Consider the following 23,341-nt stretch of genomic DNA (forward strand, 5'->3'; position numbering starts at 1 on the left):
TCGCTACCGTCGGGTGTGATCCCTGGTGACAGTGGGCAAGGTCTCGCCCGAGACACGACACGTTTGCCTGCCCCCTCAATAAATCGTCGAGCTTGGGAACTTGCGGCGAGTACGGCAGATCAACCGATGCACCGGTGGCCGGGTCCCGTAACCCCGGCCACCGGCGCCGGAATGGCTCATGGCGTTGCGAGCGCCTCGGTCGGTGGCAGGCGGGCGGCGCGGATGGCCGGGTAGAGGCCGGCGAGCGCACCGATCACCAGTGTCGCGGCGACGCCGCCGAGCATCGCCCACGCCGGCACTACGGTCGGCCAGTTCTGGGTTGCCGCGTAGCCGCCAGTGGCCGCGACGCCGAGCAGCACCCCGCCGACACCGCCGAGTGCGGACAGCAGCAGTGACTCGGCCACGAACTGGAGCCGAACCTGCCCGCGGGTGGCGCCGAGTGAGCGGCGCAAGCCGATCTCGGCACGCCGCTCCAGCACGGAGATCACCATCGTGTTGGCCACCCCGACCCCGCCGACCAGTAACGCCACCGCACCGAGTCCCAGCAGCAAACCCGTGAACGCGCGGTCGGCCGCCTGTCGGGCGGCCAGCGCGTCGGACGGGCGGGACACCCGGACCTCGTTGGGCGCCTGAGGGTTCGCGGTCGCGGCGAGCACGCCGCGCATCGCTTCGACGGACTCGTCGGACGCTCGCGTGTAGACGGTCGTCGGGTGACCATCGAAGTCCAAATAGGACTCCGCGGCCTGCCAGCCGACCAGTGCGGCGGTGTCCAGCTTGGGCGCGAGCAGTGCCGTGTCGAGAATGCCGACCACGGTGAACCACTGGCCACCGAGATGGACCTGGACACCCTCGCGTGCCGAGCTGACGCCGAGCAGCGACGCGGCCTGCGAGCCGAGCACCACGGCCGGGTGTTCGGCAGTGGCCGCGTTCAGCCACGTGCCGTCGGCCACTGTCACGCCCACTGTCTCCGGCAGGTCGAGGTGTGCGGCCTGAACCGACAGGCCCCTGGTCTCGACCACCGGGATCCGGTCCGTGCGGTACACCTTCGTGTCCGGCACCTCGCCGAGCGCCGCCACCTGCTGTACCCGCTCGATGCGGCGGATCATGTCGACGGACTCGGCCGGCAGCGCGGAGGTGCCGCCCGTCATCGTGTTGCCGGGCGCGACGGTGAGCAGGTTCGTGCCGAGCGTGGCGAGTTGCCGGTCCAGCTCGGCGCGGCTCGACGACGACACCCCCACCACCGCGATCATCGCGGCGATCCCGATCGCGATGCCCAGCGCGGAAAGGAAAACCCGCAGTGGGCGGGTCCGCAGGCCGGCGCCTCCGACACGGAGCACGTCACGCGGGCGAAGGCGCGCTGGCGTCAGCATCACACCACCGCCCCGTCACGCAGCCGGATCTGGCTGGGCAAGCTGCCGGCGATCTCCCGGTCGTGCGTGATCACCAGGACCGTGGTGCCGCCCTCGTGCAGTTCCCACAGCAGGTCCAGCACGCCCGCACCGGAAGCGGAGTCCAGGTTCCCAGTCGGCTCGTCGGCCAGCAGCAGCGCCGGCTCGCCGACGACCGCTCGGGCGATCGCCACCCGCTGCCGCTCCCCACCGGACAACTCGTGCGGCCGGTGGTCGAGCCGTTCGGCGAGGCCGACGCGGATCAGCGCCGTCTCGGCCCGCCGCGCCCGTTCGCGGGCAGGCACGCCCCCGTACAGCAGGCCGTCCGCCACGTTGTCCACAGCGGACTGTCCGGGTGTGAGGTGGAACTGCTGGAACACGAACCCGATCCGGGTGGCCCGCAACGCGGACAGCTGCCGGTCGGTCAAGGCCGCGATGTCGTGGCCGTCGATCCGTACCGTGCCCGCCGACGGCCGGTCGAGTGTGCCGATCAGGTGCAACATGGTCGACTTGCCCGACCCGGACGGCCCGACGATCGCGACCAGCTCGCCGTACCCCACGGACAGCGACACGTCGCGCAGCGCGGCGACCCCGCCGTCGTAGGACTTGCCGACCCCGTCCAGTTCCACGACCGCCCCGCTCATGACGGCATCCCCACCGTCATGTCCTCGTCCAGCCCTTCGCCGGAGATCTCGACACGGCCGCCGGAGAACAGGCCGGTCTCCACCGCGACGATCTTGGTGGTCGTCCCGTTCGCGACCTCGACGCCGTACCCGCCCTCGGACCGCGCGAGCAGCGCGGCCACCGGCACGGTCAGCACGTTCTCTCGCCGCGAGGCGCTGAACACGACCTTCACGGCCGCCTCGTCGAGCCCGGCGAGCGCGTTCTGGTCGGCGACCGCGACGGTGACCTCGATGATGGTCGTCGCCTGGCTGCCGGGGGTCCCACTGGCGGGGACGAGGACGGTCGCGGTGCCGGTGATCGAGCCCGGCGTGGTCCTGTCGTCCGGCAGTATGACGGTCACCGGGGCGGCCTTCACCGCGAGCCGCTTGTCGGCCACGCCCAGTTCGACCGTGATCAGCCGCGCCGACCCGGTGTAGGAGAGCAGAGGCGCGTCCGGCGCGACGTCAGCGCCGACGGCCGCCTTATGGCCGTCCACCCGCACCGGCCCGGCCGCGTAGTGGATCCGGCCCTGCTCGATCGTGCCGGTCTCCGGCAGGCCGAGGTCCTTCTGCCACTTCTTCACCGCGGTGGCCGTCTGCACGGTGTATTTCCTGTCCGCCGTGAACCCGCGGTAGCCGAGCGCGGCGAGGTTGTTCTCGAACTGCTCCACGTCGGTGCCCTCGGTGTCCGGCCCGAGCGGACGATAAACCGGCAGCGTGCCGTACAGCAGCACGACCGACGTGTCGTCGACCCAGTAGATCGCCTGCCCACGCTCCACCGTGAGCCCGACGGCAGGCAACGCGGTCAACGTCCCGGCGAGCTTGCCGGTCACCTCGACCGGGGCGCCGTGGCCGAGCTCGCCGTTTTCGGTCCGCGTGTCGACAAGCGTCTGCCTGGTCACCTTCGCGGTCGCCGCGGGCAGGTCCTTGCCGGTCTCGGCAGGCTTCTCACCACCCCAGAAGCCGGTCGCGGCCGTGACCGCGGCTCCGGTGGCGAGCACGGCGACGAGCACGATCACCACCCGGCCGACCCCGCGCCGCCTCATTTGCCGCCCCCCATGATCACGAGACCCCCACCGCCGCCCGGCAGGTGCTCGCCGCATTTCTCGTGCCCCGTCTTGAGGCCGGGGTCGTTCGGGTCGGGCTCCTTACCGCTCTCGAACCGGCTGCGCCCCTCCGCGTCCGGGTCGGGGTAGTCCGGCATGCCGTTCTCCCGCATGCATTTGGCATACGCCTGGAACTTCTTCACATCCTCCGTGTTCATCTTCTCCGGCTCACCGCCGTTGGGCAGGTGGCTCTTGCACTTCTCTTGCGTCGGCTTCACCGCGTTCGGGTCGGTGCCGGGCGGGAAGCGCAGCTCCATCTCGCCGTTCTCGTCGAACGACGGGTCCTCGAAGTCCGGCACACCGTTCTCCCGCATGCACTGGGCGAACTTCAGCCCCGCCTGCTTGTCCTCCGCCGTGGCCGCGCCGGAATCGGTGGCCGACGAGCAGCCGGCGAGTCCGACGAGCAGCAACGACGCGAGCACGCACATAAGTCGTTTCATGCGCCGAAGTACAGCGAGCGTGATGTCACCCGGCCGTCTCCGGAAACGTTGACGCGGAAGTGACACGACCGTGCGCACCATGGACCGATGCGGATCTTGGTGGTCGAGGACGAGCCACTCCTCGCGGACGCGGTGGCCGAAGGGCTGCGGGCGGACACACACGCGGTGGACGTGGTGCACGACGGCGCCGCCGCGCTGGAGCGGGCCGGCGTCAACGACTATGACGTGGTGGTGCTCGACCGGGACCTGCCGGTCATCCATGGCGACGAGGTGTGCCGGATGCTCGTCGCCCGCGGCGGCGATACCCGGGTACTGATGCTGACCGCGGCCGCCGACGTCGACGACCGGGTCGCCGGCCTCGCCCTCGGCGCCGACGACTACCTGCCCAAGCCGTTCGCGTTCCGCGAACTGGCCGCGCGGGTGACCGCACTGGGCCGTCGCTCCGAGGCGGTCGCGCCGCCGGTGCTCGCCCGAGCGGGAATCCGGCTCGACCCGCACCGCCGCGAGGTGTATCGCGACGGCCGCTACGTCCCGCTGTCCCGAAAGGAGTTCGCGGTCCTTGCCGAACTGCTGCGCGCCGGCGGCGGCGCGGTGTCCACCGAGCAACTCCTGGAGAAGGCATGGGACGAGCACGCCGACCCCTTCACCCACACCGTGCGGATGGCGATCCTCAAGCTGCGCCGCAAACTCGGCGACCCACCCGTCATCGTGACCGAGCCGGGAGCGGGGTACCGCATTCCGTGAAACGTCTGACCATCCGGACCCGCCTGACGCTCGTGTACGGCGGTTTGTTCCTGCTCGCCGGCATCCTGTTGCTCGGTGCGACGTACGTGCTGGTGTCCAGGCAGCTGTCCAACCGCGAATCGACCACCGTGATCAAGGGCACTTTCACGCCAGAGGCCGACGCCCTGAACGAGGTCGCCGAGGAAACCCGGACCGACGCGCTCACGGCTCTGCTCGTCCAGGGCCGCGGCCAACTCGGCCTGGTCGCGGCCGCGGCGATCGCGATCGGCTGGCTCATCGCCGGCCGGATGCTGCAGCCGATCGACCGGATGACCCGGGCCGCGCGGCGCATCGCCGACTCCCCCGGCCGCGACCGCGGGCTGCACGAACGCATCGCCCTCGACGGGCCGCCGGACGAGGTCAAGCGGCTCGCGGACACGTTCGACCTGATGCTCGAACGGCTGGACCGCTCCTTCGACGGGCAGCGGCGGTTCATCGCCAACGCCTCCCACGAGCTACGCACCCCATTGACGCTCAACCGCACACTGCTCGAAGTCGCGGTGGAGCGTCGCGATGCCTCGGTGGAGGTCCGCCAACTCGGCGAGACACTCCTGGAGATCAACGGCAGACACGAGCGGCTGATCGACGGCCTGCTCACACTGGCCAAATCGGACCGCGAGCTGGGCGAACTGTCCTATGTGGACCTAGCGGACGTCGTGTCGCACGTGGCCGAACAGCATCCGGCCGTGACCGCGTCCGCCGACGAAGCACCGACCATGGGCAACGCGGTCCTCCTTGAACGACTCGTGCAGAACCTGGTGGAGAACGGCGTGCGCTACAACGTGCCGGACGGCTGGGTCAGGGTCACCAGTGACACCCGACCGGACGGGCTGGTCGAGCTGGTGGTCACCAATACAGGGCCGGTAATGCCGCCTTATGAGCTGCCAGGCCTGTTCGAGCCGTTCCGGCGGCTCACGACGGACCGGCAGGCCGCCCGGATGGGTGCCGGGCTCGGCCTGTCGATCGTGCGTACGGTGGCCGACGCCCACGGCGGCCACGTGTACGCACAGCCTCGTGACGGCGGCGGCCTGATCGTGACGGTCACTCTGCCGGTGGCCGGTCCCCCGCAGAACCAGGCCACCGGAGCCGTAACCGGCCAAGACCTCCGCTCTTCGGCTTGAGAGCACCGGATCATGGCCAGTCTCGCCGCTCGGGCGAGTCCGGTCAGTCGTCGAGGGCGTCGAGTACGCGTCCGAGGTCGACGAACTTGAAGTTCGTGGCATCCCGGCCCGGCTCTCCCGGCTTGTCGTCACCGTCCTGGACGACGAGCAGGCCATTCGGGTACTTGCTTCCGAGTGGCTCGTTGAGGACGGCGGCGCCGTCGCTTTCCTCGGTGCCGTCGAGGGTCGCGGACGCGGCGGTCACCCGGAAGCCGCCTTCGTACTCGTTGTCGTCGCCGAGTTCGCGGTCGTAGGCGGCGAAGGTGTTGTCCCCCTGGCTGGAAGCGAGCAGGTATCCGTCACCGTCTTTCTGCTTGAGCAGGGTGAGGCCTTCGACGTCGGCCGACAGGCGTGTGCCACCGTAGCCAGGGTTGGGTCCGGGTACGCATTCCTCGGTCGCCTCGTCGTAGGTTCCGGGGATGCCGTATTCGCGGACCTTGTCGATGAGCTTCGGAGTGCCTTCGAGGTCGGCGTCCACCCGCCAGATACCGACATCCTCCTGCCCGGCATAGAGGGTGCCGGTCGCGGGATCGACGACCATACCTTCGACCTGGGGCAGTTCACCCGGTTCACCGCACGGACTCCACGACTTGCCGTTCGGCAGCCTGAACTCGGACGGCAACGCGAGAGTGCGCACCTTGCGGTAGGAGACCGTGCCTCCGGCGCCTGCGGTCAACTCCAGCAGGCTGAGAACGGTGCGTTCCCGCTGGCTCACCACCGCATACGAGCGGCCGCTGGAGGGATCGGTCCACGTGGCGAGGCCATAAGCGGTGCGCTGCTCGTTGATCTCCTCCTGCGACGAGGAGAAGATCGCCGGCGCCGAGGGATCGGTGACGTCGGCGAGAGGAGCACCGGAGTTGCCGCCGTCGATGCGGTAGATCCGCAGCCGGTCACGGCCGCGATCACTGGCGACGGCCAGATCGCTCACACCGGAGGCGACCTTCATACGGTGCACGAGGTCGACGTTGTTGAACCGGCCGGGGGCATCATCCGGGCCGGGCGCTTTCGGCGCCGGTACCGACTGCACTTCGCGGCCGTCAAGGTTGTATACGCGCAGACCGCCCTCCTTGACCGTGGCGACGACGAGGCTGCGATCCGGAGCCGCAGGGTTACGCCAGATCGCCGGGTCGTCAGCGTCCGCGTTGCCGCCTGCTTCGTCGTCGTACACGGCAGGGGTTTCGGTCGTCGGCTTCACGCTGGGCAGAGCATCAGCGGCCACGGCCGAAGGGGGCAAGATCGTGGCGAATGCCGTGATCAGCACGAGACCGCCGACTACGACGCGGACTCTGGAGGCCTGAGCCATCAAAGTGTTCCTTCCCTGGAGCGAATCGGACAGCCCACTATGAAGTCACCGAGTGACAAGTTACCCGAAAGTAACGGCACACCCAGGTGACCAGGACATGAACAAGGCCTATGCGGGCGATAACCGGCACACAGGTGGCCACAAGGGCAGGAACTACCGCCCTTGTGACGGAACAACCGTCCGACCGCTCGTGGTCGCGGAGTGGGACGCTCCGAGTTCAGCGAAAACCGGACAACAACGAGTCGAGGCAGACCATGCGCAAGATTTTCGCAGCGATCGCGCTATTCGCGGGCTGTCTGACCATCGGGGCGGCACCGGCGAACGCCACCCAGGCCCGCGCGACGGCGCTGGCGGACTGCCATACGGCGAACGTGCAGTTCAACTTCGACAACTGGGGCTCCACAGGTGGCTTCCATGCCTACTGCGGCCAAGCCCGACATGTCTGGGCCGTCACCGCGTTCTACGACTCCGCCGGAGCACAGATCGCGGGCGGCAGCGGCTACAGCCTTGTCCCCGCTGACGGTCAGTGGCACTGGTTGTACGCGAACACCAGCTGGGGAGGCCTCTGGAAGCCGGTGTACACCGGCTGCATCTGGATCACCCAGGACAACCCCTCCCCCGGCGGCACATTTCTGTACAACTACTGCAAGAACATCTAGCCCACTCACGGCCATCCGCGGCGACAAAGCACTGACTCCTTGGTCGGCGATCGCGATCGCGTTCGCGCGAAGGGATCGAACAGGGCTACGCATGAAACCGGAAACTCTCCACTCCTCATCGAGTGCCACCGGCAGGTTCCGGAACCCGAGAGGCACCCGACGGTGGTCGTGCTCAACGACGAACAAAGAAACGTGCCTGCCTAGGTCATCGGGGCGACCGGCCGTCCGACCGGAGCATGACTACCGGTCGGACAGCTCGGTACCTCCTGTAGCGAGCTCGACACGGGCCGGGCACCACGCGACCGACCCATGCGGCTGCCTCAATGGTCCAGACCAGCTGCCATCGACCTCGACGACCGTCCCGGGAGTGCTCAGTCCCGCTTCAGGTCACCGGTTTGGCTGGTCGAAGCTCGTCATGCACTGTCTGGTTGTCCGATGGAGCCCGTATCAGGGGCTGCCTGGTACGGGTGGTCGGGCCGGGTGACCCAACCGGTTGTAGCGGTCTCCTTGACCTCGACCCACACCGGACACCAGGTCGCCGGCGCGGCACCGGGGGCATGCCGGACAACGTCGTCGAACAGCCAGTGCGACGCAATCGCCACCAGCACCCCAGGCGACGCGGCGAGCGCAGCCTTCAACGGGGGCGCCTCGCACAGCCGGAAAGTCAGCGTCACCGAGGACGACGAGACGCCGTGCTCGTCGTAACCGACCTCCCCGGCGTGCAAAGCGATCCGCAGCCGGATCCGCTGCGCCTCGGGATGGGTGTGGTTGTGCACCCGCAGCCGCGTCACCAACACGGGTAGCGCCGCCTCGATGAACGCCGCCTTGTCCACATCCCGCGGTACGAGCACCAACAACCCATCTCCGCGATCCTCCCGGTAACAGTCCTTCCACGCTGTCCCCGTCGCGGCGAACGCCGCCTCCATGACGCCGTAGAGCCCATCGCGTACCGCACGCTGATCCGGTCCCGTCCGCCACCGCTCCCCGAACCCTTCCACATCCGCCACTACGATCAAGTGGTTCCGCGAACCCCTCCCCGCAACCGGCTCGCCCTTCCGGGCGATCAGGCTCTTAACCAGCCGAGCAAGGTTCGACAGGGGAGCTGACCAGCGCTTTCCCGGCCACTCTGCTGGATTCGGGGTCGTTCGAGTCCAGTGCGGCGAGCGGCCATGGGGTGCGGCGCCGAGTTTCTCGGCGAGTTCCTCGGCGTCGGCAGGGTCGATCTCCGGGCCGCGGCGGCCGAGCAGCTCGACGCTTTCCTCGCGTTTGAACACCGCCAGCTCCAGCGGGCGCGCGATACCCGCCCAATCGGAGTTCCGTGAGGTGATCAGGATTTCGCCGGGCCCGTTGCGCGGAAAGAACGGCAGCACGGTATCCGGGCTTTCCGCGGCGTCGATCCACCAGACGAGGTCGTAATCCTGCAGATGCCGATAGATGTACTCGGCGGCCATCTGGGTCTTGCCGATACCACCGAGACCGTGCAGCGCCGAAGGGAGCACGGCGGTGGTGCCACTGCTCAATCGCTTGGTGAGCTGGTCCAGCAATTCGTCGCGACCGGTGAAGTTCGGATTGCGCGGGGGGACGTTCCCGAAGACCAGCGGCGGATCATCGGCCAGCCGGTCGGGAAAGCGCCGGGAGGTTTCCGACGCCGAAGGATGCACAATCCGGGTCGTCGGCTCGTTCGCTTCGGGCTCACTGAGATAAGACGAGCGTCCCTGTGACACAGGTGTCAAGGCAGGTGAATGTTCGGCTGTCTCAGGCATCTATGCGCTCACAGTCTTTTTGATGTCTTTATCGGTTGGACACGGGCACGAAGGGCATGCTCTCGTACCGCATTCCGCATCCTGTCGGCCTGGGACAGGTACGGGCCGGACAGCGCACGCATGAGCGCGCTCTCCAGTTCCACATCGGCCGGGGACTCGAGGGTGAGCACCGGGTCCGATGTGTGGTTCCGGGTCGGCGATGGCGTCTCGGAGGTAACCGAGCAACCTGATCCGGTCACCGAAATACGTGGCGACCACTCGGACGACCTCGGCCGTTTCCGACCGCCGCGCGCCGCCGAGCAGCAATTCCCGGACTGCCTCGGGAAAGCGAAGACCCCACTTGTGTCCCAAGTGGATTTCCCTTTCCTGGGTCCGGGAGCGTACATGAGCCACGAAAGTAAAAGTTCGAGGAGGTGCTCCAGTCCCGCTTCCGGCACGAACCCATGTCTCACCAGCTTCGCCACGTCAAGACGGACCGGTACCGCTGCGAGTAACTGCGCCAAGCGTAGCGCCGGCCGCGACGCCAAACTGCGGAATCTGTGCACTCTTTCGGCGGGCGACAAAGTTACCGGCCGGTCGGCGGAATCGGACTGGCAAATCCGTTCCGAGGCGAGCACGACCGTTCCTTTCACAGCGGTCTCGTTTTCGCCGATCATCGGCCCTGTCCACCAAGCTGGCCTTCGCGGCCACGGGTTCGTCAGGTCCGGCCAGCGCTCTTTCCTCGATCGGGCGACAAACCACCGCCGTCCGGTCTCCGTGGTCCGGATGGCGGTCGCCACTTTGTCGAGGACCACATTGTCGTGTCGCCGCGAGGCCGTCCCCCGTTTCAACGTTTTCAGCGCGCGGAAGTACACCTGTGACGGGGACCACGACTCCGCATGTCCCGGACAGCGGCTCCCCGACGGGTGCGGGCTCGGCGCTCGCACGCCGCGACGTGCTGGCCGGCCCCACGATGTCCGCGACATCGGTCCAGTCCATGTCCTCGAATTCGACCCGACTGACCCCCTGTGGCAGACCGGCCTTCCGCTGCTCCGCCACCGAGGCGGAACGCGAGTCGGACACACCGCCCGGCCCGTCCATGTCACCGCACCGTCAGTCGTTGCCAAAGGGCGTCCACCAGCCGCGGCCAAGCCTCCTGATCCGGCTGGTACGCGCCAGACGTCGCCAGATAAACGGCGTCGAGCAGTCTGTCGGTCGGGAGACCACCTTCCGCCTTGCTCCGTTCGGCGAACTCGCGGATGAGCCTGTCCCGGTGTTCTCCGTTCTCACCGACCAGATGACTCGCCACGATCGCCGCGAGCTGGTCGTGATCCGGGTTCTCGATCCGCAACTGCAGACAGCGACGCAGGAACGCCGGCGGGAACTCCCGCTCCCCGTTGCTGGTCATGATGACGATCGGGAAGGCATGGCAAGCGATCCGGCCGTCACGGACCACGGCGGTGCGCTGCGGATCCGCGCTCCCGCTCGTCGATCTAGGTACATGAAGGACCCCTTCGCAAGGAAGGGGTCCTTCATGTACCTGGGAAAGGCGTGAAGGGCGAGTGCTATTGGGGCTCAAGGTGGCGTTCGGATCCCCCGCACTCGCGGCCATTTGCACCACATTGGCGGTTTCGCGTGACTGATGGGACAGCATCTGTGATCCGACGGACGACACACGTGACCGGATGGACGGCACGCGTGTCGTCCATCCGGACATCTCACAGGCTTCAAGTCGCTCCGGCGGGGTACCCATGCGGTGCCACTCACAACAGGAGGACGCCGTGAGCGAAGTCAGTCGTGTCGTCGACGTGCCGCCGGACGCCGTTTTCGCCGTGCTCGCCGACGGCTGGTCGTACGCGAGCTGGGTCGTCGGCAGCTCCCATATCCGTGATGTCGACGAGGACTGGCCTGCTGTCGGTTCGCGGATCCACCACAGCGTCGGACCGTGGCCCTTGCACATCCAGGACGTCACGGTCGTGAAGGCGGTCGAGCCCGGCGTTTCCCTGTCGCTGGAGGCGAGGGGCTGGCCGCTCGGCGCGGCGGCGGTCGAGGTCACGCTCCTCCCCCACGGCGAAGCCAAGACCGAGGTCCGGATGCGGGAAAGCGTCGTGCGTGGTCCCGCCAAGGTGCTGCCCGAGGCGGTTCAGGCGCTCGTCGCCAAGCCGCGCAACACCGAGGCCCTCGCCCGCTTGGCGGATCTGGCGACCGGGAAGTACACCGGCCGCAAGGGCGCTCAGCGGTAGACCGCCCGGTTCGCCGCGGCGATCACCGCCGCGTACCCCTTGCCGAGCACTCCCGCCCTGGCCAGCGCGGCGCGGGCCGCGTTGGCGCCGGGGCCGCCATGGACCGCGCCTCCCGGATGCGCCGACGCGCCCGCGAGGAACAACCGGTCCACCGGCGTGTCCGCGCGGCCGAGGCCGGGGACGGGGCGGAAGAACAACTGCTGGTGAATGGCCGTGGTGCCGCCGCTGATCGCGCCCCCGACCAGGCCGGGATCGTGGGCCGCCAGTTCGAGCGGGCCCTGCACGTACCGGCCCTGGATCAGGTCGGTGAACCCCGGCGCGTTCGCCTCGACCGTCTTTTCGATCCGCGTGACCTGCCGGTCGAGCGCCTCCCGGTTCTCCATCAGCCCGCGGGGAACGTGGGTGTACGCCCACGCCGCCTCGGTCCCGGGCGGCGACCGGTGCGAATCACTCGTCGTCATCTGCCCGAACAGCAGGAACGGATTCCGCGGGCTCCGGCCGCGGACCAGGTCGCCGCCGAACGCCGACAGACCGTCCAGATCCGCTCCGAGGTGGATCGTGCCCGCCCCGCGAGCACCTTCGGCCGTCCACGGGACGGGACCGGACAACGCCCAATCCACCTTCACCGTGGCACTGTCCCATTGAAACCGGCCGAGATCGGCGAGCAGCCGCGAGGGAAGCCAATCCCGCTGGACCATCTCGCCGTACAACGTCGGCGCCGGGACGTCCGCGAGCACCGCCTTGCGGGCCCGGATCGGGTTGCCGTCACCGTCTCGCACGCCCATCGCCCGTCCGCCCGCGACGAGCACTTCCGTTGCGGGACAACGGCATCGGATCTCGCCGCCGCGGGCGGCCAGCCGTCGCACCAGTGCCGCGATCAGCTCACCGGCTCCGCCGGCAGGCACCGGAAAGCCGACGTCCTGCCCGACCATCGCGAGCAGCCAGCCGAAGACCGCGCTGCCCGCGTTGTCCACGGAAATATCGCTGTGCGCGGCGTTCCCGGCCAACAGCAATCGAGCACCCTCGCCGTCGAAATGCTCTTCTCCCAACCGGCGGGCGGGCAACGTGAGCATCCGAGCCAGCCGCAGCGCTTCCGCGGTCCCCGTCCGCCGCAGCAGCCGCACGGCCGGGCGCACCGGCGGGAACGGCGTGAACAACGCGTTCAGCAGCGGCTCGCGAAGGTCCTGCCACTGCGCGAACAAACTCCGCCACGCGGCGCCGTCGCCCGGCGCGAACTCGTCGGCCGACGCCGCCGTCCGCTCGATGTCCCGTGAGAGCACCGCGCACCGATCGTCGGGCAGGACGTGCGCGAGTACTTCGGGAGCGTGCCGCCAGGTCAACCCATGGTCCTCGAGTCGCAGTCCCCGCATCACCGGCGATACCGCGGTGAGCGGGAAGAACGCGCTGCAGAGGTCGTTCCGGAACCCGGGCGCGGTGACTTCGTCGGTCCGCACCGCGCCGCCCGGCTTCTCCGCATGCTCCAGCACGAGGACCGACCAGCCTTCGTCGGCAAGGAGGTTCGCCGCGACCAGGCCGTTGTGGCCGGCGCCGATGACGACCGCGTCGAAGACTTCCGTGCTCATCCGAGCCTCCCGATCGTCAGGATTGCGATTGGTGGCTGGGCTTGCCACGGGCGAGCGAGCGAAGCCGGCGCAGCAAGCCGTGCTCCCGCGGTGGGGAGAGCGGCGGACTCGCGGCACCTTTACCCGACCGGAGTCCGGCGACCAGTTCCGCGACCACACTGGCGGCGTCGTACCGAGGTTTCCAGCCCAGCACGTTCTCGGCGAGCGTGGTGTCCACGAGCGGCGTGCGGTCGGCGAGATCCAGCCAACCGGGGTGCAGTGGGAAGGCGCCCGTCCGCCAGGCGGCGTGCGCGGCCACCCGGACGAGTGATCGCGGCGCCGGGACGCGAACGCCTCCGAGGAGGCCGGCCAGCGCGTCGGCGGCGAGCACACCCGGGGCGGCGAGATTCACCGCACCGGTGAAACGCTGATCGAGCACCAGCCGGATCGCTTCGGCGACGTCGGCGCTGTGCACCGCCTGCGCCCGCAGGTCCGCCCACAGCGGGACAGGCAGCCATCGGCGGCCCACGACACCGGCGGGTACGGCCGGGCCCAGCAGCCAGCGCTCGAACTCCCCCGCCGCCTGTCGCTGCAGGATCGCGCACGGCCGCAACCTCGCCACACCGGTCCCCGGATGGGTCTCCTCGAACCGGTCGAGCAACGCCTCCAGCCCGGCTTTACCCCTGCTGTAGGCACTGCTCGCGACGCCGTCGCATGGCCAATCCTCGGTGACCTTCTTCCACCGCGGCGCCGGCCCGTAGGCGGCGACGGACGACAGGACGACCAGATGCGGCACCCCGGCCGACGCCACCGCGGCGAGCACGTTGCGGGTCCCGTGGTCGTTGGTCCGCCACATCGGCGGATCCGCGCGCTCCGGTGAGATCGCCCAAGCGAGATGGACGACCGCGTCCGCTCCCTCCACCAGCTCGGTCAGCTTCGCGCGGCCGACGTCTTCCCCGAGGTCCATGGCCGACCAGCCCGCCGCGCGATACGGCTCGGCCGTGGTGTCGGGCAGCCGTCTCGCCACGCCGATCAGGTCGTCGTCGCCGGATTCGAGGGCGTGGAGCAGTGCCGTCCCGACGTTTCCGGTCGCCCCGGTGATCACAATGCGCACAGCCTGCGCTTACCCGGCCGGGTGATCGCGGAAACCTGGCAGCCCGACGTCTCCCGCTCGCAAGGCGTAGCGCCGCTCGGCGTAGGCGAGGTCGTCCCGCCAGAGACGCGCGGACGCACGGCGCATCAGTGGCCGCAAAGCCGGTGCGATCCGGGCGGCCTTCGCGAAACCGGGCCGGTCGGAGGTGGCTATCGTCGCCTCGATCACGGCGGTGCGCGGCCGTCCGTCGGGACCGTTCCCGAGCGGGGTGGCGTGGGTTTCGACCACGCTGCCCGCGCCTTCGCCGTCGACGATGGTCATCAGCACCGTGCGGGGCTCGGGGCAGGTGAACTCGGCGATCACCGGCACGCCCAGTTTCCCGGCGAGCCGGAAGGTCACTTCGACGACGAACTTGTCCTCGGCGTCGGTGACGTCGTTCCCTTGTGGAGCCGACAGCACCTTCAGCCGGGTGAACGAGTACGGATGGAACCACGCGCCGTGCCAAGGATCGAGCCGGTTCGCGACGACGTCCACCGGTTCGCAGGTCCCGGTCAGCGTCGCGACCGCGTCGATGGTGACGTCGCCTCGCGGACGGACCGGCACGATCGGCCGTTCCGTGGGGCTTTCGTCACCGAAGCGGTCGAGGCGAACCCAGGCGAGCACTCCGTCGTCATAGGACGGCAACCGCGACCAGCCCGGCCGCTCCGGCCCGACCCGCAATCCGTGCCACCGGCAGACCAACTCTCCACAGTGGACACGAGCCTGATCGAGCGGAGCGCCCAGATGCGGGCAGGCACCCGGACCGATGACCAGATCACCGTCCGGACCACGCCAGGCCACCAGTTCCCGGCCGCCGGCGCGCAAACCCAACGGCTGATCCGCGCCGATCTCACGACTGGCCGCGACGACGAACCAGTTGCCGGCCGGACGCGCGTCGGCGCGTTTGACCGCGGCGTCGATCAGCGCGGGGCCGCATTCGCGGTAAGTCGGTTCCTGCCGGGCCCAAGCAGGTTCCCGGAACGGCTGGACCGGCCATTTCGCCGGCCAGCGCTCGACCACCTGCCGCCTGAGATCCACCGGAAGCCCTCTCTGCCGCGCGTCGTCCTCCAGCCATCCTCAGGCACTTGAAGCGATCCCGCAACGGTTCAGGCTTTGAAGTGAGCGGTGGCGGCATCCAGCGCGGCGGTCAAGTCGTTGACCCAGGGTGCGCCACGAACGTCGAGCCCTTCCCAGCCGGGACCGGCGACGACGACCTCGGTTCCCTGCCGCCGCAGACGCTCGCGCAACAGGACGTCGACGGTGCCGGCGGACATCGACCACAGCACCACCAGCACCGGATCCAGTTTGAACGCCAGGCCCGCCATCGTCTCCGCGGGCACCAGTTGACCGAGGTAGAGAGCGGGAACACCGATCTCCAGCAGCGACGCGCGGAGAACTTCGACCGGCAGGCTGTGCCGCTCGTCCGGGCAACAGGCGATGAGCACCCCGCGTTCGGTGGGCACGGTGGCGAACCGGGCGACATAGCGTTGCAGCGCCAGGGAAACCTCGGTGGTGAGCGCCCATTCCGACTCGAAGCACACGTCACCTCCGGCCCAGCGGCGCCCGAGGCGGCGCAAGATCGGCAGCAACACGTCGGCCCACGTCGCCGCCGCGCCGATCGCATCGAGAGTCTCGTCCAGCAGCGCGGCGATGGCAGCGAACTCTAGGTCTTCCGCGGCCTGCTCGAGTTCGCCGACCAGCCTGTCGACGGGGACGTCCGGCACCGTCTCGCCGGAACCGGAGAACGCGGCCGCGGCGGCCTCGCGGGCGGGAATCCCCCGGTCGATCAGCCGCTGCATATGTTGCAGCTTGCGAACGTCCGCGTCCGAGTAACGGCGGTGACGCCCATCGGCCCGCAACGTGGGGCCGACGCCGTACCGCGAGGCCCAGGTCCGGAGCGTGACCGGCGAGACGCCCAGCACCTCGGCGACCTTGCCGGGGGTCCACGAACCGCCGGCTCGGGGGCCGCCAGGGCCGCTCATCTCGTCGACGTCCATCCGTTCCACTTTTCCGGTGCCCGCTCACCGGGCCGACTGCGGGCAGCTTACGAGGTCACCGGACGTGGGCAGGCGCATACCGTCACCGGAACGAACGAAACGCCCGACGGCGCCACAGCGAGGACCGGGAAGGGACCGGTCCGCACCAGGCACCGCCGGGCGTCCGGAGCCGGGCACGAGGGGCGCCGGGCTCCTGAGAGTGGCGGGGACCGGGCCACTCTCGTCCGCAAGACGGTCTTCTTCGATCCGCGAGCGATCCGGGTTTGAGCCGGGAAATCCCGGGAAATCCCAGGACTTCCTTGCCCTACAGGCGATACCGCTCGAGTTGCGGGCGCGCCGCCGGATCTAGTAGACAAGGTACACCAGGCGTGAATCGGTTATGAAACGAAATCACCGGATCGGCGGAGGGAAGGCGGATGGCGTCGACCATGGCGGCGGGAACGGCGCCGTCGAAGGAGGCGCCGTCGGGCTGGCTGGACGCCTTGGGCGGGCGTTGTCTCGCCGAAGCACACGGTTTCGTCGAAGCACGGGCCGCCGAGCAGTTCTCCGGCCGTGGCGAGGGTGAACTCGCGGAAACCGTCCTCCCCGAGTTCCTCGCCGGAGGGAAGTTCCTCCGGCCGATGTTCGCCTATGTCGGCTGGCGGTGCGGAGGCCCGGAATCGGACGCCGCCCTGCGGGCCGCGTCGAGCTTGGAACTACTCCACTGTTTCGCGCTGGCGCAGGACGACGTCATGGACGCCTCGACGCTGCGGCGGGGGCGTCCCGCGCTGCACGTGCGGTTCGCGCGGTGGCATGCCGAACAGGGGTGGAGTGGCTCCGCCGACCGGTTCGGCGAATCCGCGGCGACGCTCGCCGGCGATCTCTTCCTGGTCTGGTCGGAGCAGATGCTCCGGGAATCCGGTTTGGACGCGGAAACGCTGTCGCACGGCTGGCCGAGGTACGACGCGATGCGCGCGGAACTGGCGGTCGGGCAGCTGGCCGACCTCGTGAACGACGCCCGGACGCTTCCCGGCTGGGACGCGCTGCTCGACGTGCTGCGCCGGAAGTCCGGCAACTACACCGTCCGCAGGCCGCTGGAGTTCGGCGCGGCGCTGGCGGGCTGCGGTCCGGACGTCATGGCCGCCCTCGCCGAGTACGGCGGCCTGATCGGCGAGGCTTTCCAGTTCAAGGACGACCTGCTCGGCGTCTTCGGTGACCCCGCGGTCACCGGTAAACCCGCCGGCCAGGACCTCCGCGACCGCAAGGCATCCAGCGTCGTGGTGCTCGCCGTGGAGATGGCCGACCGGCGGCAGCGCGACGAACTCGCCGAACTGCTGAACCTGACCACGGTGGACGACGACGCCGTGTCCCGCTGGCGCGAGTTGATCACCGCGACCGGGGCACGCGAACGCCTCGGCGAACTCATCCGGGAACGCGCCGACAAGGCGCAAGCGGTGATCGACCCTGCCGTCGTCCCGCGACAGGCCGCGGACGCGTTGGCCGTCCTCGCCACCCGGTGCACGGAGCGCGACCAGTGAAAACGGTACCCGGACGGACGGACCGGATCGTCGTGGTGGGAGCGGGGTTGTCGGGGCTGGCGGCGGCGCTGCACCTGGCGGGCCGCGGGCGCGAGGTCACCGTCCTCGAACGTGACCCCGGCCCCGGTGGCCGCGCGGGCCGCGTCGAACGCGAGGGCTATCTGCTCGACACCGGCCCGACGGTGCTCACCATGCCGTCGATCCTGCGGGACACCTTCGGCGCGGTGGGCGCCGAGCTGGCCGAGGAACTACCGCTCACCCGGCTCGACCCGGCCTACCTGGCACAGTTCGCCGACGGCAGCACCCTGCCCGTGCACACCGACGCCGCGGCGATGACGGACGCGGTACGCACGTTCGCCGGGCCCGCCGAGGCAGCGGGGTACCTTCGGCTGCGCGACTGGCTGACCCGGCTCTACCGCACCGAGTTCGGCCGGTTCATCGACTCGAACATCGACTCACCGCTCGGCATGCTCAACCCGGATCTGGCCCGCCTGGTGGCACTGGGCGGATTCCGGCGGCTCGACCCGAAGATCGGGTCTTTCCTGTCCGACGAGCGGCTGAAGCGGGTGTTCACCTTCCAAGCGCTCTACGCGGGCGAGTCGCCGATGCGAGCGCTGGCGCTGTACGCGGTCATCTCCTATATGGACACCGTCGGCGGCGTGTACTTCCCGCCCGGCGGGGTCGCGGCACTCCCCCAGGCGCTCGCCCGGGTCGCCGCCGAGAACGGCGTCACCTTCCACTACGGCGACCCCGTGCACACGCTCGAACGCGAAGGCAGCCGTGTCCACGCGGTCCGCACCGCCGCCGGCGAACGCCATCCGTGCGACGCCGTCGTCCTGACGACCGAGTTACCCGAGAGCTACCGGCTGCTCGGCCGAATCCCGAAGCGGCCGGTTCCGCTGCGACCCGCACCGTCGGCGCTGATCCTGCACGCCGGTGGCCCCGACACCCGGCCCGACGCCGGGCACCACACCATCTCCTTCGGACACGGGTGGCGCTCGACCTTCGACGAACTCATCACCACCGGCCGCCGTATGAGCGACCCGTCCCTGTTGATCACCCGGCCGACCGCGACCGATCCGGACCTCGCACCGCCGGGCCGTCAGCTCTACTCGATCCTCGCGCCGGTCCCGAATCTCGACCGGGGGCCCGCGGACTGGGCCGCCGATGCCGGACCGTACGCGGAGGAGATCCTCGCCGTCGCACGGCAGCGACTACTGCCGGACTTCGAACCCGAGTTCACCGAGGTCATCAGCCCCGCGGACTGGGCCGGCCGCGGACTCGTGGCCGGAACCCCGTTCGGCTACGCCCACTCGTTCGTCCAAACCGGGCCGTTCCGCCCTCGGAACCTTCCGCGTGGCACCGAAAACGTCGTCCTCGCCGGAGGCGCGACGGTGCCGGGAGTGGGCGTGCCGACCGTGCTGATCTCCGGCAGACTGGCCGCCGACCGGATCACCGGCGTGCCCGGACGCCGCTCGCGCGTCCTCGACCTGGCCACGGAGGCGAGCCGATGACCCGACGCGAACTCGACGCCGCCGAAATCCACGATCCGAGTCTGCGAGCCGCGTACAGCTGGTGCCGCGACGTCAACGCCCGGCACGGCCGGACGTACTTCCTGGCGACCCGCATGCTGACGCCCGCGCAACGGCCCGCCGTCCACGCGCTCTACGGTTTCGCGCGGTGGCTGGACGACATCGTCGACGAGCCCGACGCGGACGCCACACCGGAGTCCCTTGCCGCGAGACTGTCCGAAGTGGAGGATCGGTTGCTCGCCGACCTGACCGCGGGTACGAGTGACGATCCCCTGCTGACGGCGGTGATCGACACGGCGGTCAGGTACGAGCTGGAGGAGCCGCTCTTCCGCGACTTCTTCACGTCGATGCGGATGGATCTGAGCGTCACCGACTACGCCACCAGGGACGACCTCGACGATTACGTGCGCGGTTCGGCGGAGGTGATCGGCCTGCAGGTGCTCCCGATCCTCGGCGCGGTCGCTCCCCGTGACGAGGCGGCACCGCGAGCCGCCGCGCTCGGCAAAGCCTTCCAGCTGACCAACTTCCTCCGCGACGTCGCCGAGGACTTCGAGCGCGGACGGGTCTATCTGCCCGCCGACGAGCTCAAGGAACACGACGTCGACCGCGAACGGCTGTCCTGGTGCGCGGAACACGGCCGATCCGACAACCGCGTCCGGGCCGCGATCAAGGAACAGATCGCGGTGACCCGGCGCGTCTACACCGAAGCACGACCGGGAATCGCGATGCTGCATCCGGTCTCACGCCCCTGTGTGGCCACCGCCGCGACCCTGTACGGAGAGATCCTCGACCGGATCGAGGACGCGGACCACGACGTCTTCGCCGGCCGGGCGAAGGTGTCCCGGCGCCGTCGGCTCGGGGTCGCCTGCGGCGCGCTCGCTCGTTCGCAGTGGGCTCGGACCCGGCATCGCGCCCCTGCTCCCCCGTCGGCGGTGGGCTGAGTGGGCAAGGTCGAATACCTGGTCGTATTGGCGGCCTGCGTCCTGGTGACGCTGCCGCTGGAGATCGCAGGCGCCCGCGTCTACCGGCAGCCGAAACGCCTCGCCAGCGCGCTGCTCCCGGTGGCCTTCGTCTTCCTGGTCTGGGACGCGCTGGCGATCGCGGGCGAGGTCTGGAATTACGCGCCGGAGTTCGTCACCGGCATCCGCGCGCCGTTTTCGCTTCCGCTGGAAGAGATCCTGTTCTTCATCGTGATCCCGATCTGCGGAGTGCTGACCTACGAAGCGGTCCAGCTCACCCTCGCCGCGGTCCGGCGGCGAGGGAAACAGGCGGTCCGGCGATGATTCCTTGGGGTTACACCGTTCCGGCCGTCGCCTCGGTGGTCGTGGTCGTACTGTTCGAGCTCGCCGTGCTGAAGACCGGGCTGTTCCGCAAACCCGCCTACTGGCTCACGATGGCGATCGTCACCGGTTTCCAGATCCCCGTCGATGGGTGGCTGACCAAGTTGTCCGCACCGATCGTCCGCTACGCGCCCGAGCACATCACCGGCTGGCGGTTCCCCTGGGACATCCCGGTCGAAGACTTCCTCTTCGGCTTCGCGATGGTGACCGCCGTACTGCTGCTGTGGGAACGAGCCCGCTCACGAGAGGAGGCGCGATGAACGCCATGGCGCGAGACGGTTTGCCGCGCGAGACCGTGCCTTCGGCCTTCGACACCGAAGCCCGGTTCTACGACCGTCTCGTCGGCGCGAATCCCGGCTACCACGAGCATTTGCGCCTTTCCGCCCGGCGGCTCGCCGCTCCTGGACCGCGGGTGCTGGACGCCGGTTGTGGAACCGGCGCGTCCACGGCGGCCCTCCTGTCCGTGCTGCCGAACGCCCGGATCACCGCCTTCGACGCGTCCGGCGAAATGCTGGAGAGAGCCCGGAGCAAGGCTTGGCCCGACAGCGTCGAATTCGTGCACACACCGGTCGAGGAACTGGCCGGGATCCACGGGCCGTTCGACGGGATCCTGGCGGCGTACCTGCTGCGCAACCTCACCGACCCGACCACGCAGCTGCGCCGGCTTCGCGAGCTGCTCCGGCCGGGCGGCCGGATCGCCGTGCATGAGTACTCCGTCCGCGATTCCCGGCGCGCCCGCTGGGTCTGGAACGCCGTCTGCGCGGGCGTGATCATCCCGCTCGGGAAGCTCACCACCGGTGACGCCATGCTCTACCGTCATCTTCGCCGCAGTGTCCTGGAGTTCGACGGGATCACCTTGCTCGCCCGGCGTCTCACCGACGCCGGCTTCACCGACGTCCACACCGCGACCGTCGGCGGCTGGCAGCGGGACATCGTGCACACCGTCGTCGGCACCGCACCCTCGGAGACGGCGTGACCCGCCCCCGGGACCGCCGCCGCGTCACCCGGCAGGCTCCGCCGGGCCTGGCCGACGCCGGACTGCTCGGACGGCGTCCTGCCGCCGCGATCGTGGGCGGCGGCATCGCCGGGCTCACCGCGGCGACCGGACTGGCCGAACGCGGTGTCGCCGTCACCGTCTTCGAACGCGAGGACCACCTCGGCGGGCGTGTCGGCGGCTGGCGGGAACGGCTCCCGGACGGCACCGCCGTGACCATGAGCCGGGGTTTCCACGCGTTCTTCCGCCAGTACTACAACCTGCGCGCCCTGCTCGCGCGCACCGATCCGCGGCTGGACCGGCTCACCCCGCTGACCGACTACCCGCTGCTGGACGCGCACGGCCGCATCGACACCTTCGCCGGACTTCCGCGCACCCCGCCGTGGAACGCGGTGGCGTTCGCTTGGCGTAGCCCGACCTTCACCCGCAAAGATCTGCTGCACCTCAGTAGCCGCGAGGCCCTGCCGCTGGCGACGGTCAGCGTGCCGGAGATCTATCACCGGCTCGACCGCACCGACGCCTCGACCTTCCTCGACGCGATCAACTTCCCGCCCGCCGCCAAGCATCTCGCGTTCGAGGTCTTCTCCCGCAGCTTCTTCGCCGACCCGCACGACCTGTCGGCCGCGGAGCTGGCGACCATGTTCCACCTGTATTTCCTGGGCTCCAGCGAAGGTCTGGTCTTCGACGTCCCGACCGAGCCGTTCCCCCAAGCCCTCTGGGACCCGCTCGCGAGCTACCTCGCCGGCCGCCGCGCCGACATCCGCACCGGCACGACGGTGACCGGACTCGGCCGGGCCCCGGAAGGTTTCGCGATCGAGGCAGACGGCCGGACGGAGAACTTCGACGGCGTGGTCCTCGCCTGCGACGTCGCCGGGCTGCGCGAAATCGTCGCCGCTTCACCGGATATCGGCACCGAGGCCTGGCGAGCCGACGTCGGCGGTTTACGTACCGCCCCGCCCTTCCTGGTCCGGCGGCTCTGGCTCGACCGCCCGGTCGAGCCACACCGTTCGCCGTTCCTCGGCACCGGAAGCATCCCGCCGCTCGACAACATCAGCCTGCTCGACCGGTACGAGGGAGAAGCCCGGCGCTGGGCCGCCCGCACCGGCGGATCGGTCGTCGAACTGCACGCCTACGCGGCCGCCACCGAGAATTCGAGCGGGTTGGAAAAGGCACTGGAAAGCCGCCTCCACGAGATCTATCCGGAGACCCGGGACGTCCGCGTCGTCGGCGACATCACGTTGTGGCGCGAAGACTGCCCGCTGTTCGGAGTCGGCGACTTCGCCCGACGGCCCACGGTGGAAACCCCCGACCCCGCCCTCGCACTCGCGGGCGACGGCATCCGGATCGACCTCCCGGTCGCCCTCATGGAACGCGCGGCCGCCACCGGCTGGACCGCGGCGAACACCCTTCTCGGGCGCTGGGGCCTCGCCGGGCACCCGATCCGCTCGGTCCCCAACCACGGACGGATCCGCCTGCTGAACCGCCTGGCCGCCTCGAAGTCCGGGCATCTTCGCAATTAGTCGGCTACTTGCTTTTTGTTCGCACCTCCAGATCACCCGTCAGTGGTAAATGTGCACGCTGATTGTTGCTTAGTAACTGTTCAGGCCCCTTGTTCGCTATTTGTGCCGCTGTGGGATGATCTTGTTGTGGGAGAAGGGGTTCGGCCGTCGTATGACGAGCTTGCGGCGTTGGTCGCCGCGCAGGCGGTCGAGCTTGCTCGTGCCCGTGAGGAGATCACTCAGCTGCGGGGCGAGGTCGCTGAGCTGAAGCGTCGTCTGGGG

General features: G+C 69.5%; 22 protein-coding genes. 11 read left to right on the top strand and 11 right to left on the bottom strand.

Annotation, left to right across the window (positions count from 1 at the left end):
* Positions 1 to 176 precede the first annotated feature (176 nt).
* The 4 genes from DMH03_RS41125 to DMH03_RS41140 are packed head-to-tail and all read right to left on the bottom strand — an operon-like array spanning position 177 to position 3,596.
* The gene (locus DMH03_RS41125; RefSeq protein ID WP_125797395.1) at positions 177 to 1,370 is read right to left on the bottom strand and encodes an ABC transporter permease; all 1,194 of its coding nucleotides are present in this window, start codon (positions 1,368 to 1,370) and stop codon (positions 177 to 179) included.
* Positions 1,370 to 2,032 carry an ABC transporter ATP-binding protein gene (locus DMH03_RS41130; protein ID WP_125797396.1) on the bottom strand — a complete coding sequence of 221 codons (663 nt, stop codon included), beginning with the start codon at positions 2,030 to 2,032 and terminating at the stop codon, positions 1,370 to 1,372. Before DMH03_RS41130 ends, DMH03_RS41125 begins: the two co-directional genes overlap by 1 nt.
* Positions 2,029 to 3,096: a peptidoglycan-binding protein gene (locus DMH03_RS41135; RefSeq protein ID WP_125797397.1), complete on the bottom strand. Its 1,068-nt coding sequence runs from the start codon at positions 3,094 to 3,096 to the stop codon at positions 2,029 to 2,031. Before DMH03_RS41135 ends, DMH03_RS41130 begins: the two co-directional genes overlap by 4 nt.
* Positions 3,093 to 3,596 (bottom strand): hypothetical protein, encoded by a 504-nt coding sequence (locus DMH03_RS41140; protein ID WP_125797398.1) that lies wholly within the window; start codon positions 3,594 to 3,596, stop codon positions 3,093 to 3,095. Before DMH03_RS41140 ends, DMH03_RS41135 begins: the two co-directional genes overlap by 4 nt.
* Before the next feature lie 87 nt (positions 3,597 to 3,683).
* On the opposite strand from DMH03_RS41140, the gene DMH03_RS41145 reads away from it, so the two are divergent.
* Entirely contained in the window at positions 3,684 to 4,340 is a 657-nt protein-coding gene (locus tag DMH03_RS41145; protein WP_125797399.1) for a response regulator transcription factor, read from the top strand.
* On the top strand, positions 4,337 to 5,500 hold the full coding sequence (locus DMH03_RS41150; RefSeq protein WP_125797400.1) for a HAMP domain-containing sensor histidine kinase: 1,164 nt from the start codon (positions 4,337 to 4,339) through the stop codon (positions 5,498 to 5,500). The genes DMH03_RS41145 and DMH03_RS41150 overlap by 4 nt, the downstream gene beginning before the upstream one ends.
* Positions 5,501 to 5,543: 43 nt before the next feature.
* Here DMH03_RS41150 and DMH03_RS41155 read toward each other — a convergent pair whose 3' ends face one another.
* Entirely contained in the window at positions 5,544 to 6,842 is a 1,299-nt protein-coding gene (locus DMH03_RS41155; RefSeq protein WP_125797401.1) for a phytase, read from the bottom strand.
* A 254-nt stretch (positions 6,843 to 7,096) separates the two neighbouring features.
* Between DMH03_RS41155 and DMH03_RS41160 the strand changes: the two genes are divergently transcribed.
* The gene (locus DMH03_RS41160) at positions 7,097 to 7,501 is read left to right on the top strand and encodes a hypothetical protein (RefSeq protein ID WP_125797402.1); all 405 of its coding nucleotides are present in this window, start codon (positions 7,097 to 7,099) and stop codon (positions 7,499 to 7,501) included.
* 413 nt (positions 7,502 to 7,914) lie between these two features.
* Here DMH03_RS41160 and DMH03_RS42820 read toward each other — a convergent pair whose 3' ends face one another.
* A complete protein-coding gene (locus DMH03_RS42820; protein ID WP_233611929.1) occupies positions 7,915 to 9,225 on the bottom strand; it encodes a hypothetical protein in 1,311 nt (436 codons plus the stop codon).
* A gap of 1,120 nt (positions 9,226 to 10,345) precedes the next feature.
* Positions 10,346 to 10,651 (bottom strand): hypothetical protein, encoded by a 306-nt coding sequence (locus DMH03_RS41175; protein WP_233611931.1) that lies wholly within the window; start codon positions 10,649 to 10,651, stop codon positions 10,346 to 10,348.
* A 373-nt stretch (positions 10,652 to 11,024) separates the two neighbouring features.
* On the opposite strand from DMH03_RS41175, the gene DMH03_RS41180 reads away from it, so the two are divergent.
* A complete protein-coding gene (locus tag DMH03_RS41180) occupies positions 11,025 to 11,486 on the top strand; it encodes an SRPBCC family protein (RefSeq protein WP_125797403.1) in 462 nt (153 codons plus the stop codon).
* Here the strand turns inward: DMH03_RS41180 and DMH03_RS41185 are convergent.
* The 4 genes from DMH03_RS41185 to DMH03_RS41200 form a co-directional block, all read right to left on the bottom strand.
* Positions 11,477 to 13,069 (bottom strand): NAD(P)/FAD-dependent oxidoreductase, encoded by a 1,593-nt coding sequence (locus DMH03_RS41185; protein ID WP_125797404.1) that lies wholly within the window; start codon positions 13,067 to 13,069, stop codon positions 11,477 to 11,479. The two genes, DMH03_RS41180 and DMH03_RS41185, sit on opposite strands and share 10 nt — an antisense overlap.
* A gap of 16 nt (positions 13,070 to 13,085) precedes the next feature.
* Positions 13,086 to 14,162, bottom strand: a complete 1,077-nt coding sequence (locus DMH03_RS41190) for an NAD-dependent epimerase/dehydratase family protein (RefSeq protein ID WP_125797405.1) — start codon at positions 14,160 to 14,162, stop codon at positions 13,086 to 13,088.
* A gap of 9 nt (positions 14,163 to 14,171) precedes the next feature.
* Positions 14,172 to 15,218: a DUF5914 domain-containing protein gene (locus DMH03_RS41195; RefSeq protein WP_199749228.1), complete on the bottom strand. Its 1,047-nt coding sequence runs from the start codon at positions 15,216 to 15,218 to the stop codon at positions 14,172 to 14,174.
* A 68-nt stretch (positions 15,219 to 15,286) separates the two neighbouring features.
* The gene (locus DMH03_RS41200) at positions 15,287 to 16,177 is read right to left on the bottom strand and encodes a MerR family transcriptional regulator (RefSeq protein WP_125797407.1); all 891 of its coding nucleotides are present in this window, start codon (positions 16,175 to 16,177) and stop codon (positions 15,287 to 15,289) included.
* A gap of 416 nt (positions 16,178 to 16,593) precedes the next feature.
* Here DMH03_RS41200 and DMH03_RS41205 point away from each other — a divergent pair, with 416 nt between their 5' ends.
* From DMH03_RS41205 to DMH03_RS41235, 7 genes are read left to right on the top strand one after another with little or no spacing between them, the layout of a single operon-like run.
* Positions 16,594 to 17,694: a polyprenyl synthetase family protein gene (locus tag DMH03_RS41205; protein WP_125797408.1), complete on the top strand. Its 1,101-nt coding sequence runs from the start codon at positions 16,594 to 16,596 to the stop codon at positions 17,692 to 17,694.
* Positions 17,691 to 19,208: a phytoene desaturase family protein gene (gene crtI / locus DMH03_RS41210; protein ID WP_125797409.1), complete on the top strand. Its 1,518-nt coding sequence runs from the start codon at positions 17,691 to 17,693 to the stop codon at positions 19,206 to 19,208. The genes DMH03_RS41205 and crtI overlap by 4 nt, the downstream gene beginning before the upstream one ends.
* A complete protein-coding gene (locus tag DMH03_RS41215; RefSeq protein WP_125797410.1) occupies positions 19,205 to 20,167 on the top strand; it encodes a phytoene/squalene synthase family protein in 963 nt (320 codons plus the stop codon). Before crtI ends, DMH03_RS41215 begins: the two co-directional genes overlap by 4 nt.
* The gene (locus tag DMH03_RS41220; protein WP_125797411.1) at positions 20,168 to 20,509 is read left to right on the top strand and encodes a lycopene cyclase domain-containing protein; all 342 of its coding nucleotides are present in this window, start codon (positions 20,168 to 20,170) and stop codon (positions 20,507 to 20,509) included.
* Complete coding sequence (locus tag DMH03_RS41225; protein WP_125797412.1) at positions 20,506 to 20,826, top strand: lycopene cyclase domain-containing protein; 321 nt, start codon at positions 20,506 to 20,508, stop codon at positions 20,824 to 20,826. Before DMH03_RS41220 ends, DMH03_RS41225 begins: the two co-directional genes overlap by 4 nt.
* Positions 20,823 to 21,542 carry a class I SAM-dependent methyltransferase gene (locus DMH03_RS41230; RefSeq protein WP_125797413.1) on the top strand — a complete coding sequence of 240 codons (720 nt, stop codon included), beginning with the start codon at positions 20,823 to 20,825 and terminating at the stop codon, positions 21,540 to 21,542. Before DMH03_RS41225 ends, DMH03_RS41230 begins: the two co-directional genes overlap by 4 nt.
* The gene (locus tag DMH03_RS41235) at positions 21,539 to 23,080 is read left to right on the top strand and encodes an FAD-dependent oxidoreductase (protein WP_125797414.1); all 1,542 of its coding nucleotides are present in this window, start codon (positions 21,539 to 21,541) and stop codon (positions 23,078 to 23,080) included. Before DMH03_RS41230 ends, DMH03_RS41235 begins: the two co-directional genes overlap by 4 nt.
* The last annotated feature ends 261 nt before the right edge of the window (positions 23,081 to 23,341 follow it).

Origin of the sequence: Amycolatopsis sp. WAC 01376, from assembly GCF_003947415.1 — a bacterium.
Lineage (GTDB): Bacteria > Actinomycetota > Actinomycetes > Mycobacteriales > Pseudonocardiaceae > Amycolatopsis.

Coding starts and splice junctions, on each gene's coding strand:
- DMH03_RS41145 (WP_125797399.1), top strand. CDS start 3,684: ATGCGGATCTTGGTGGTCGAGGACGAGCCACTCCTCGCGGACGCGGTG.
- DMH03_RS41140 (WP_125797398.1), bottom strand. CDS start 3,596: ATGAAACGACTTATGTGCGTGCTCGCGTCGTTGCTGCTCGTCGGACTC.
- DMH03_RS41215 (WP_125797410.1), top strand. CDS start 19,205: ATGACCCGACGCGAACTCGACGCCGCCGAAATCCACGATCCGAGTCTG.
- DMH03_RS41160 (WP_125797402.1), top strand. CDS start 7,097: ATGCGCAAGATTTTCGCAGCGATCGCGCTATTCGCGGGCTGTCTGACC.
- DMH03_RS41175 (WP_233611931.1), bottom strand. CDS start 10,651: ATGACCAGCAACGGGGAGCGGGAGTTCCCGCCGGCGTTCCTGCGTCGC.
- DMH03_RS41135 (WP_125797397.1), bottom strand. CDS start 3,096: ATGAGGCGGCGCGGGGTCGGCCGGGTGGTGATCGTGCTCGTCGCCGTG.
- DMH03_RS41230 (WP_125797413.1), top strand. CDS start 20,823: ATGAACGCCATGGCGCGAGACGGTTTGCCGCGCGAGACCGTGCCTTCG.
- DMH03_RS41205 (WP_125797408.1), top strand. CDS start 16,594: ATGGCGTCGACCATGGCGGCGGGAACGGCGCCGTCGAAGGAGGCGCCG.
- DMH03_RS41155 (WP_125797401.1), bottom strand. CDS start 6,842: ATGGCTCAGGCCTCCAGAGTCCGCGTCGTAGTCGGCGGTCTCGTGCTG.
- DMH03_RS41185 (WP_125797404.1), bottom strand. CDS start 13,069: ATGAGCACGGAAGTCTTCGACGCGGTCGTCATCGGCGCCGGCCACAAC.
- DMH03_RS41125 (WP_125797395.1), bottom strand. CDS start 1,370: ATGCTGACGCCAGCGCGCCTTCGCCCGCGTGACGTGCTCCGTGTCGGA.
- DMH03_RS41130 (WP_125797396.1), bottom strand. CDS start 2,032: ATGAGCGGGGCGGTCGTGGAACTGGACGGGGTCGGCAAGTCCTACGAC.
- DMH03_RS41200 (WP_125797407.1), bottom strand. CDS start 16,177: ATGGACGTCGACGAGATGAGCGGCCCTGGCGGCCCCCGAGCCGGCGGT.
- DMH03_RS41225 (WP_125797412.1), top strand. CDS start 20,506: ATGATTCCTTGGGGTTACACCGTTCCGGCCGTCGCCTCGGTGGTCGTG.